The organism is Halalkalibacter hemicellulosilyticusJCM 9152, from assembly GCF_000513115.1.
GTDB classification, from domain to species: Bacteria; Bacillota; Bacilli; order Bacillales; family Bacillaceae_D; genus Halalkalibacter; species Halalkalibacter hemicellulosilyticus.
In genome coordinates, this window is the sequence record NZ_BAUU01000060.1 from 1 (window position 1) to 10,606 (window position 10,606).

The 10,606-nt window shown below is 39.5% G+C and carries 12 protein-coding genes, 1 pseudogene and 1 riboswitch; of the genes and pseudogenes, 3 read left to right on the forward strand and 10 right to left on the reverse strand.

Features of this window, described 5'->3' with window-relative positions; genetic code table 11:
* Window positions 1-147: 147 nt before the first annotated feature.
* Window positions 148-375 carry a hypothetical protein gene (locus JCM9152_RS20350; protein WP_035347509.1) on the reverse strand — a complete coding sequence of 76 codons (228 nt, stop codon included), beginning with the start codon at window positions 373-375 and terminating at the stop codon, window positions 148-150.
* 248 nt (window positions 376-623) lie between these two features.
* Here JCM9152_RS20350 and pdaB point away from each other — a divergent pair, with 248 nt between their 5' ends.
* On the forward strand, window positions 624-1,382 hold the full coding sequence (gene pdaB, locus JCM9152_RS20355; RefSeq protein ID WP_035347511.1) for a polysaccharide deacetylase family sporulation protein PdaB: 759 nt from the start codon (window positions 624-626) through the stop codon (window positions 1,380-1,382).
* A gap of 408 nt (window positions 1,383-1,790) precedes the next feature.
* Here the strand turns inward: pdaB and JCM9152_RS20365 are convergent, their stop codons facing one another.
* Window positions 1,791-2,384 carry a KinB-signaling pathway activation protein gene (locus JCM9152_RS20365; RefSeq protein ID WP_035347515.1) on the reverse strand — a complete coding sequence of 198 codons (594 nt, stop codon included), beginning with the start codon at window positions 2,382-2,384 and terminating at the stop codon, window positions 1,791-1,793.
* A 146-nt stretch (window positions 2,385-2,530) separates the two neighbouring features.
* Here JCM9152_RS20365 and gerD point away from each other — a divergent pair, with 146 nt between their 5' ends.
* A complete protein-coding gene (gene gerD / locus JCM9152_RS20370) occupies window positions 2,531-3,148 on the forward strand; it encodes a spore germination lipoprotein GerD (RefSeq protein ID WP_035347517.1) in 618 nt (205 codons plus the stop codon).
* A 265-nt stretch (window positions 3,149-3,413) separates the two neighbouring features.
* Here gerD and salA read toward each other — a convergent pair whose 3' ends face one another.
* The 6 genes from salA to JCM9152_RS20400 all read right to left on the reverse strand — a co-directional run bounded on the left by salA (window position 3,414) and on the right by JCM9152_RS20400 (window position 8,013).
* Window positions 3,414-4,466: an iron-sulfur carrier protein/transcriptional regulator SalA gene (salA, locus tag JCM9152_RS20375; protein WP_304503412.1), complete on the reverse strand. Its 1,053-nt coding sequence runs from the start codon at window positions 4,464-4,466 to the stop codon at window positions 3,414-3,416.
* Between the two features lie 83 nt (window positions 4,467-4,549).
* The gene (cwlD, locus tag JCM9152_RS20380) at window positions 4,550-5,263 is read right to left on the reverse strand and encodes an N-acetylmuramoyl-L-alanine amidase CwlD (RefSeq protein WP_035347533.1); all 714 of its coding nucleotides are present in this window, start codon (window positions 5,261-5,263) and stop codon (window positions 4,550-4,552) included.
* Window positions 5,264-5,483: 220 nt separating this feature from the next.
* Entirely contained in the window at window positions 5,484-5,924 is a 441-nt protein-coding gene (locus tag JCM9152_RS20385; protein ID WP_035347521.1) for a YbaK family protein, read from the reverse strand.
* Window positions 5,925-6,130: 206 nt separating this feature from the next.
* A complete protein-coding gene (locus JCM9152_RS20390) occupies window positions 6,131-6,391 on the reverse strand; it encodes a hypothetical protein (RefSeq protein WP_035347523.1) in 261 nt (86 codons plus the stop codon).
* Between the two features lie 167 nt (window positions 6,392-6,558).
* A riboswitch (cyclic di-GMP riboswitch) is annotated at window positions 6,559-6,645 on the reverse strand.
* 208 nt (window positions 6,646-6,853) lie between these two features.
* Entirely contained in the window at window positions 6,854-7,087 is a 234-nt protein-coding gene (locus JCM9152_RS20395; RefSeq protein ID WP_035347525.1) for a hypothetical protein, read from the reverse strand.
* A gap of 86 nt (window positions 7,088-7,173) precedes the next feature.
* Entirely contained in the window at window positions 7,174-8,013 is an 840-nt protein-coding gene (locus tag JCM9152_RS20400) for an AraC family transcriptional regulator (protein WP_035347527.1), read from the reverse strand.
* A 129-nt stretch (window positions 8,014-8,142) separates the two neighbouring features.
* Between JCM9152_RS20400 and JCM9152_RS20405 the strand changes: the two are divergent.
* Window positions 8,143-9,707 (forward strand): annotated as a pseudogene (locus JCM9152_RS20405) (glycoside hydrolase family 43 protein).
* 135 nt (window positions 9,708-9,842) lie between these two features.
* Here the strand turns inward: JCM9152_RS20405 and JCM9152_RS20410 are convergent.
* Both JCM9152_RS20410 and JCM9152_RS20415 read right to left on the reverse strand, forming a co-directional pair.
* Complete coding sequence (locus JCM9152_RS20410) at window positions 9,843-10,175, reverse strand: type II toxin-antitoxin system RelE/ParE family toxin (protein ID WP_035347529.1); 333 nt, start codon at window positions 10,173-10,175, stop codon at window positions 9,843-9,845.
* 5 nt (window positions 10,176-10,180) lie between these two features.
* A complete protein-coding gene (locus JCM9152_RS20415) occupies window positions 10,181-10,429 on the reverse strand; it encodes a type II toxin-antitoxin system prevent-host-death family antitoxin (protein ID WP_035347531.1) in 249 nt (82 codons plus the stop codon).
* Window positions 10,430-10,606 lie beyond the last annotated feature (177 nt).

Here is a 10,606-nt window from a genome sequence, read left to right on the forward strand (position 1 = left end):
AACTTTTTTCACATCGCTCTCAAGCGACTAAAATAATATACCACGGTGAATCATAGCTGTCAAATTAAAATTCATAAACAATGTGATTACCGGGTGGATTAATAATTTAACATGATTGCATCAGCGAGTCAATATATTTTTCAAAAATTATTGCATATTTCTTCGATTTCTTTTTAATAAATACTTTAACGTTTCATTTGGAGGAACAAAACGTTTATACATATTAAATATAACTTGATATTTCTCTTCCATCGCTACCTTCACCACATCATCAATACGAGGATCAGATAAATCTAATAATATTTCCTCCATTTCCCTTCTTAACATATACTCCACTTCTTGTACTTCCTGCTCATTAAACATGAACCCTAACACGCGACCACCTCGACTATTGGAAATAAAACATCACTTTTTCATTTCAAAATAACTCTATAAGAAAAACGAGCAACTCTCTCTTAGAACATCTAACGAACGACGCAGACGCATTCTCTTCTCTCGTTATTTCTTTTCCATTAAAAAAATAACCTCCTTAAATTCTTTTCGTTTCTGATGAATTTTATTCATATCTTGTCCAGTTTGGAAATAGATTGATGGTAACGAACAACGAAGAGGAGGCTAAACCATTGAATTTCTATTGGATCGTTAGCGCAAAAAAAATAAAGCAACTAATGTTGATCATACTCGTTGCCTTTTTCACTGCGAGCTTAGTGTTTGTCGAACGAAATCAAATCAGTGTTTTTTCAACAACGGATGGCCCTCAAGCTTTCTACAAAGCCGAAATTGATAAGAAGCAAATCGCTCTTACATTTAACATTAGCTGGGGAGAGGAACAGTTACTTCCTATTCTTGACGTTTTAGATGAAAAGGGGATTGAACAAGCCAACTTCTTCGTTTCTGCATCTTGGGCTGAACGATATCCTGATTTAGTTGAAGAAATTCACAAGCGCGGACACAGCATCGGAAGCCACGGCTATCGTTACAAAGACTATGTGACGTGGGAGCAAGACAAAGTAAGAAGTGATTTAAATAAAAGCACACAAGTACTAGAAGAACTTACGGGCGAGAGACCTACATTGCTAAGGCCTCCAAATGGGAGCTTCAATAAAGAGGTATTATCCATTTCAGATCGAGCTGGTTATAGCACTATTCATTGGAGTGTCAATTCAAATGACTATCAAAACCCTGGAGTAGAAGCTATTGTCAATTCTGTAGTGCCAAACACGGAGCCTGGCGATGTGATTTTATTTCATGCTTCTGATTCTGTTAAACAAACCCATCAAGCTTTACCAATCATTATTGATCAATTACGAGATGCCGGCTTTTCTTTTACAACTATAGAAGAATTAATGGCTAGCACAGAAACTCAAACAGAAGAAATATAGTAAGGGAGTTCGTTCAAAAAAGGGGCGTTGAATTAGTTTAGCTTTAAAACTATTTTGATGCCCTTTAAAACCGTTTCGTGTTTGAGGGGGTTGGTTGGGGATTTATACTTTTCAGCGGTTTCCGTTTTTCTCCTTTTCGAATGACCTTTTTTTACTTTCCACGCACAAATCTAAGGCTTTCAAAATAGCTTCTAAGCGAGAAGAAAGAGTTCGAAGTCCACACAAAAAAGGGATCCTCATCTCACTATGTCAGCAAATTGCGGCCATCAGAAACCATAAAAGCCGAAATAAAGGAATGAGGAAACACATACAGTATATGACTACACTCTGCAGTCTCTATAGGGAATCAGCCATTACAAAGGGTGCTTCCAATGGCTATTTTCAGCCCTAGAAGCACCCCTTTTCCTGCTATTTGACTGGCTGGTTCGTAAGTCTGTGTAAAATTAACAATTGATACGTATTAGCAACAAGAAGCGGTGTCAAGTATAACCAGAGCCACTTCGGATCGTTTACAGTGAGCGCCGGCACCCATTCAATCGTTGTGACTACTACCATAAAGAACAACGCAGGTACAAATGCTCCTTCGTGCGTATCCCTCGCCTTTAAGTAAGCGACTACTAACCCATATGCTAATAATAAAATCGGCATCACCATATAACCAACTATCGTTTGTCCCTCTTCGACAAATGCAATATACCTAAAGTAAATAAGGTCAAAAATTACAAACGCAATCAAAATAAGCTGAACGGCATTCCAGAGCTTATGTGACTTAAACAAACCAAGTCCGAAACGATGGACCGTCAAGTAAGCGAAAAAACCCATCTGGCTAATCAATGTGAAGGCAGCACTTATCCCTAAAAGCCAAACAACCCCAAAGACAAGATTCAAGAAAGAGCCTTCTGCATACATTTCATAATCTAAAATAAAACCAACAATGGCACCACTAACACTTCCAATAAGCAATGTAGTAAAAAAAAGAAAGACGACTTTACGACTATTCACTTAGCTAATCCTCCAAATTCAGTTATGCTGTCATGATTGTATCAAACCTCATTCCTAAAATGCTAGTTGTTCTCACTCGTTCATGAATAATTTCAGTGAAAATATCTCAAATTAATGACAAAATGACAGAAAGGAGCTAGACAGCTATGACGTTTCGTACCTTCATCTTATTAATATGTCTCCTTTTCACGTTTCTTACTAGCTGTGCAGCAGCTGATAACGCCAATCAACCTCCTGATTACGAAAGTATGAAGAAAATGATGGTTGATATGCTTAAGACTGATGAAGGGAAGCAAGCCATCCAAGAGCTTCTAGCTGATGAAGAAGTTCGAAAAGAGCTTGTATTAGAAGATACATTTGTTCGAGATACGATCCAACAAACACTGACGTCTGAAGAAGGAAGAACATTTTGGACCGAAGCAGTAAAAGACCCTGAATTTGCCAAAACCTATTCTGAAACAATGCAAACAGAAAATGAAGAGATGATTAAAGTATTAATGAAGGACCCCGAGTATCAATCCATGCTGATTGATGTGCTACAAGATCCTGAGATGGAGCAAGCATTACTTGAATTAATGAAATCAAAAGAATATAGACAACAAGTGATGACCATTATTTCAGATGCATTTGAAAGTCCATATTTTGTAGCAAGGATTAACGAGATATTAATGGGAATAGCAGAGGAACAGCTAGATAAGCTTGTTGAAAAGCAGGACGAGCAAAAACAAGAGGAAGAAGGTGGACAACAAGAACAATCTGGCTAAATCATGTGTTGCATGCGGTTCCTCATTCCGCTATTCTCTCTCTATTTTGCTCTTTCGTATCTTACCGGTTCCTCATTCCTCTATTTCGACTATCCTGACTCATTAAGGACTCTTTTTACTCAAATAGCGGAATGAGGATTACCTTTCCTTCTCACCTGCCACCGATTTACACCTTTAGCGGCAAGAGGATTACCTTTAGCCCTATACTAAAAAGCACCGAAAACGTTTTTTAACTTTTTCAGTGCTTCACAGCTATCCTTTTTCCTTATAACGTTTTTTCGATCACTTTTTTCGAAATATCCATATAAATCTTTCCAATTGGATGAGTCTCCTCATATACAGAAGGAGCAAAGACATCCTCTCTTAAATCGGGCTGGCCTAACGGAATACGTCCGAGCAAGTCGGTTTTCAACTCCTCGACTAGTCGATCGCCACCACCTTGCCCAAATACATATTCCTTCTCCCCTGTTAGCTTGCTTTCAAAATAGGCCATATTTTCTACGATACCGAGGATCTCATGGTGGGTTTTAATGGCCATTGCACCTGCTCTCGCAGCAACAAACGCTGCTGTTGCGTGCGGTGTTGAGACAATGATCTCTTTTGAATGTGGGAGCATCGTGTGAATATCGAGTGCCACATCACCTGTACCAGGAGGTAAATCAAGAATTAAGTAATCGAGTTCTCCCCATTCGACCTCGGAGAAAAATTGATTAAGCATTTTGCCAAGCATAGGCCCACGCCAAATGACAGGGGCGTTCCCTTCCACAAAGAAGCCCATTGATATCACTTTAACACCAAATCGATCAACAGGATGAATTCGCTCATTGATCACCTGTGGGCGCTCCTCAATCCCCATCATATCAGGAACGCTAAAGCCATAAATATCAGCATCAATAATCCCTACTTTTTTACCGAGACGAGCAAGCGAAACAGCTAAATTCACCGATACCGTTGATTTACCAACGCCACCTTTACCACTTGTCACAGCAATAAATGTCGTATTGTTGCCTTCATCTAATAAGCTCTTCCCTTCACCGGCTTGTGAAAGTCCACCAAGCGCATCAATTTCTTCTTCCGTCAATTCCTCAAATCGAAGACCGACTGAATCTACACCTTCGCCTTTTAACAATTGAACAATTTCTTGCTGAATGTCCATTTGTTCAGCTGTTCCTGTTTTAGCTAAAGCTACCTTTAAGCTAACATGGTCACCGTTTATTCTAATTTCACGAATCCCATTCGTGTCGACAATGCTTTTATTTAAATCACGATCTATTACTCCTTTAAGCCAACCTTTTATCTCTAATTCCGTAAAAGCCAAGTATGACACCATCCCTTTTTTCAATAATATATACAGTATAGCACAAGCATGAAAAGGGCTTCATTCTTTACGATCCGCAAAAATTACAACGGGGGCTTTTCATTCGTATACGTGCGTAACAACCCTTGATAAATAGACGCTGCAACTTTCTGCTGGTATTCCTCTGTATTCAATTGTTCTGATTCAAAGGGGTTAGATAGAAAACCCGCTTCAATTAATACACCTGGAATGGTTGCTTCTTTAATCACATACACGTTATGGATCGGCTTAGCTTGTCGTGTCGTATTCTCTAAATTAACCCTTAGCTCATCTTGGACAAATTTAGCCATAGGCTCATTTTCTGGTATTGCACGATTATAAAAGACTTGTGCCCCGCTCCACTTAGGGGAAGGGATGGCATTTAAATGAATACTAACGAATAAATCCGCATCTGATTCATTAATCACTTCTACACGTCTTTTTAAATCTTGTATTTTGCGATGGCGGATCTTCTGTGTATCAGCATCAGCAAGATCTCGATCTTCTTCACGCGTCATCAAAACAAGTGCCCCTGCTTCTTGTAAGTAGTCACGTAATTGCTCACTAATGGCCAAGGTCACATCCTTCTCTAACACTCCGGCCTTTGAAACCGCTCCACCATCAATACCTCCATGTCCTGGATCTATAATAATAACCTTCCCAGACAAAGGGAGGTTCCACGTTCCCCATGAATCGTTACTAACAAATTGATATTGAATGACACTTAATAAGCACACAACACCGATGGCAAACATGACACCCTTTAACCATTTTCTTATCGTCACCGTATTCCCCCCTCGTCCCGTCTACTTATGTATATTAGGACAAGTAAAAGAATATGAAGTGATTTTTAAGAAAAACCGCGCAGCAGTTGCTTTACATTGCTTCTCACTAAGTCGTCACAAAGATTCCAGCATTTCTGAAAGTGGCACATGAACGAGCGAAGCCGACGCCTCTCATGAAGCCGCCTACTTCCTCCTTCTTGAAACTTCTAAATATTTAATGCAATCTCATCCGATAGCGTTTCTCACCTTCTCGGAAGCCTTTGATCCACCAATTATGAACAAAAGCATCGGTGGCTACCTTTAGCGAATCCAAAACATATTCTGTATCAGTCAGCCAACCTTGCATCATATAGAACACCATATGGGTAATTTCTGTTAACTCCTCATCACACCGCTTCTTAACATCCATTTCACTCTCACCATAATAGCCAAATTTCGCATAGTCCGCTCCTAACAAGTAAGCATCAATCGCCATATCCATACAAGGATCGACTAAAAATGGATGTGAGAGCATATAAGCAGGAAAAACGGACTCAAAATGCCACTGTACATCTTTTTTTAGCTCCTTTAATGATAAGCTTTTTAATACACTCCGCTCGAATTTCCACTGTTTTTCCCTTCGTTTATCCGCTAATGTTGTTACAACCGTGGTCACAAAATCCTCTCCTCTTGTTTTGTTTTCCTTAGTATGAGGAGTTGACCAATGACACATGCTGAGCAATCGTTGTCGATTTTGGGTTAAATTACATATGCGATATTTTCAAGTGCGTTTTGAACACGCTCTACTGAATCAGCCTATCCACAAAAAAATGCTCCCAAAAGTCATTTCGCTTTTAGGAACATTTACTTTATTGTTATGATTCACTTCTTACTATAAATCAGTAACTCCAGCTCTTCTCGATGCTTTTTTGCTTCTTCCTCTATTTGAGCCTTTTTCCGATTATTAATTTCTTCTTTTATGAATACCATCTCTGTTTTAATATCAGATGTTTTCTCAAATTCAAACGCATTTCGAGCAAACTTCAAGTCTGCCAGTAAGTCGTTATAACGGGTAATGAGCTGTTCAATAGACCAATCAGTTAAATTCAATAACTTCTTTAAATTTGGTTCAACCTTATACATGTTCGTTCCCCTTCCTATTTTGGCTTTCTGTTTTTTTACCACGGTAGGACTACCTAATGCCGTTCTATCTTATGAGACACAACAAACATTTATCATTAGGACATGTATTATTCACATAAAAAAAGCGGATACCCAAGAACATAGATATCCACTCTCATATCAGTCCCTTCGGCAACCCGGCTACCTTAGCATAATCATACTTTAGGCCCGTGGCTTTGCGTCCTTACTTTTCAATAAGTTTGCTATTATCGTGAACAATCATTCAATTTATGTTTCAATTGTACCAAGTACTAGTATAAAAATCAAAGGTTTTATCTTACTTTAGATACATTTTTCTTTTAAATGCAGGTCTTTTGATTCTGAACGAATACAAATATTCCCTCTAACAATATGACATCTCTTCAATTAACCTAGAAAAAAATGCCTCGAAGGTACTATTTATCCTTTTGAGGCATCTTCACACTATCTCATTAATTCCTTCATAAATTTACGCTTCGTTAGCTGATAATACACCACTTGTAAGGTAATATAAAATAGCGCAACAATAATGAAATTCGTCGTAAGTAGCGGATTTTCCATGATCCCCCCACTGTCTTTAGCAAAGATAACAATATAGCTATAAGCAACGAACAATCCACTAATTGGCGCGAAAAAGAAGAGCAATTGTAGTTCTTTTGCAATCAAGCTCATATCCATGCTGTTCAAGCGCTTCCTTCATAAGAGACCGTAATGATTGATCATCCTCAACTATGAACACCTTATACACGTATTTCCCTCCTCACCTATTCTCTCTTTTGCTTGCGATAGGCTAACGGTGTGACTCCCGTTATTTTCTTAAACGTCACATTAAAATTAGCCGTATACGAAAAGCCAACAAGCTCTGCAACTCTTCCTATTGGCATCGACGTTTCTCGCAATAAACGCTTCGCCTCACGTATGCGTACAGCCTGTACGTAGTCCTTGAACGTAAAGCCGGTTAACCGTTTAAAGCTACGACTTAAATAGGCCGGACTAATATAAACAGCTTTCGCAACCTCATCTAACGTGAGTGTATGCTCATAATGCTTTCTTATATAACTAGCAACCTCGGTCACCTTTTGTTGTAAAGGGTGATCGGAATGGGCGTGCCGATTGCTTTCTTCGACGTCTACACGTTTCATTTGAACAAATAGCTCGGTCAAAGCGGAGCGGACACATGCCTCATAACCAATTCGTCGCTCGCGACTTTCTCGGTACATCTTCTCAATCACCTCTTCAATCAGCGGTTGCTCATCTACTCGAAACCGAAACAAAGAACGTGTGAACTGAGCAAACGAAGCTTGAAATCGACTTAATTCCAGCCCTATAAATTCATTTGAAACGTTCATTAGCATCCGCTCACATTCCAGTTCATCTGAACTGCTTGTACGATGAATATCGTTCGGCTGGATGAAAATTAAATCACCTTTTTGCCCTAAGTAAACCGTATCGTTTATAAAAAAATATTTGCTCCCATGAAAAATATAAAACAACTCATAGGTAGAATGAGAATGGGGACGTGCCATTTTAGAATAGCCTGTTTGATACATATATTGAATCGAAAAATGAGAGCCATCAATATAATATTTTCGTTCATCCTTCATTTTCGCCACCCTCTTAAAATTGAGCAAATATCACTAAAAATGAACCATCATTGAGCAAGAAACACAAACATTTTTCGCTTTTATTATACTAAACTAATGGAAACAAAGGAATGAAATGGAGGTAAAATGATGAAAACATTCCAAAACCCTATTATCCCAGGCTTCTACCCAGACCCCTCAATTTGTCGTGTCAATGATGATTATTACCTTGTTACCTCTACCTTTGAATACTTCCCTGGTGTACCGATCTTTCATAGTAAGGACCTTGTCAATTGGCGACAAATCGGCCATGTACTCGATCGTCCGTCACAATTAAACCTTGATGGTACCCCTTATTCAAAAGGCATATACGCCCCGACGATTCGTTATCACGAAGGAACGTTCTATATGATTACAACGTTCGTCGAAAGTCAAACAGGGGCTCGGCGAAATTTCTACGTGACAGCAGAGGACGCTGGAGGCGACTGGTCCGATCCGATTTGGCTAGAAGGAGCACCAGGAATTGATTCATCGTTTTTCTTTGATGACGATGGCAGATGCTACTGTACTGCGAACCGCAAGCCCCTTCTGGTCAACACTATCCGAAGCATATGGAAATATGGCTCCAAGAGGTTGACTTAGAGACGGGGACCTTAGTTGGGGAGCGCTACAGCTTATGGGATGGCGCCCTTAAGCAAATCCATGCACAAGAAGCACCACACCTCTATAAACGAAATGGCTATTATTACGTCATGATCGCAGAGGGTGGCACCGGCCACACTCACTCCGTCACGATCGCCCGAAGTAAGTTCCTTACCGGTCCTTATGAAAACTGCAAGCTTAATCCAATATTGACACATCGTCATTTGGGGAGAGATTATCCTATCGTCAATGTCGGTCATGCCGATATCGTCGAGACACAGGACGGAGAATGGTGGATGGTTTCACTTGCGTCTAGGCCTTATGGTGGCTATTTTCGCAACCTCGGTAGGGAAACGTTCCTCGTTCCGTTCACTTGGGAGGAGGATTGGCCACTTGTTAATCCAGGCAAAGGGATCATCGAAATCGAAACAAAACGCCCCTCACTCCGTGAACACCGCTGGCCAACAGCACCTGCTTGTGACCATTTTGAAGCAGCCGATTTAGATCAACGCTGGAACTTCATCCGTACGCCTCGTGGTGACTTTTGGTCATTAACGGAGCGACCTGGATACTTACGCTTAAAGCTAAAACCTGAAATGATTAGTGAAGAGGTTAACCCAAGCTTTATCGGAAGACGACAAGAGCACCTATCCTTCGCCGCTAGCTGCGCGTTACAATTCGAGCCACATCATGAACAGGAGGTAGCAGGGATCGTCCTCTTGCAAAATCACAACTATCAATACCGAGTCGAGCTCTCTTCCGGCAAAGGAGAAAGAAGGATTCAGCTCATCAAACGCGAGGCAGGAGCTGAGGAGGTTGTCGCACAAGCGAAGCTACCAGAAAGCGAAAAGCTCTATGTCAAAGTCGAGGCTGTGGAGCAGGATTATCATTTTTATTATGCAACAAAGGCCGAGCAATGGCAGACACTGAAGGAGTACGTCGATGGCCGCATTCTTAGTACTGATGTTGCGGGAGGATTTGCCGGAGCGTATATAGGAATGTATGCGAGCAGCCAAGGAGCAGCGAGTGAAAATGTCGCTGATTTTGATTGGTTTGAGTATCGAGGGATGTAGACATATGTGTCATTCTTACATTGAAGGCATTGGAAAGGTGATATAGCCTTTTCCAATGCCTTCTACTGTATCTTGCTTTGTTTTACGAATAACGTTCGTTCATCCACATATTTCTCAACGATTTTAAAGGTTTCACTATTCCTTATTCGAATTCATTTCTTCGTTAAATAATAACTTTACATAATCTCTTCTCGAATCTAAAATTCGATAGATCGAAACATAAACATCATCAAATTTATAAAAAACAATGTAGTTACCACTGACTAAAAACCGGTAATCTGTTTCAATATGAATTTTTGATGATAACTCTAGACCTAACATTGGATAAACTTTTAGTTTTTTGTAACTCTCAATGATAGTTGAAACTATATTTACAGCAGCCGTCGGATTATCAAATTCTTTAATCATATATTCCTTAATATCATACAAGTCTTGTTTAGCAACAGGGTTTATTCTCAACTTATACATAAAGATTAAACTCCAAGATCATTCTTAACTTGTTCTTCAGTTAGCCATTCATCTCCAGTTTTTATTGCTTTTTCAGCTTCCATAAGCTTTGAAAGCAGTTTAATCGTAGCTAGGTTTTTCTCATATTCTTCAATATCAATAATCGCATATTTACCTCGTCCATTTTTCGTTAAAAAAACCGGCTCACCTACCGCGATGTCCTTTAAAACTTCATTATAATTTCTTAAATCTGAAACAGGTTTAATATTTGGCATCATATTAACTCCTTTCGCTGAAATTATTATACCATTATTTCACTTAAAATAATACGTCGAATTCAACAGCAGGAATGTTCTGAAATTGATTAACCCTCATCAGGTTCTCGTAACACATACAACTTATTGAACTCTACTGATTAGAGAGTCTAATCCCCAGTAACTTCTGTTTATTAT

Excerpts from the sequence above, each read along its gene's own strand:
- JCM9152_RS20395 (WP_035347525.1), bottom strand. The coding sequence starts at position 7,087 with ATGGATATGAGCTTGATTGCAAAAGAACTACAATTGCTCTTCTTTTTC.
- JCM9152_RS20410 (WP_035347529.1), bottom strand. The coding sequence starts at position 10,175 with ATGTATAAGTTGAGAATAAACCCTGTTGCTAAACAAGACTTGTATGAT.
- JCM9152_RS20390 (WP_035347523.1), bottom strand. The coding sequence starts at position 6,391 with ATGTATAAGGTTGAACCAAATTTAAAGAAGTTATTGAATTTAACTGAT.
- JCM9152_RS20400 (WP_035347527.1), bottom strand. The coding sequence starts at position 8,013 with ATGAAGGATGAACGAAAATATTATATTGATGGCTCTCATTTTTCGATT.
- gerD (WP_035347517.1), top strand. The coding sequence starts at position 2,531 with ATGACGTTTCGTACCTTCATCTTATTAATATGTCTCCTTTTCACGTTT.
- JCM9152_RS20415 (WP_035347531.1), bottom strand. The coding sequence starts at position 10,429 with ATGCCAAATATTAAACCTGTTTCAGATTTAAGAAATTATAATGAAGTT.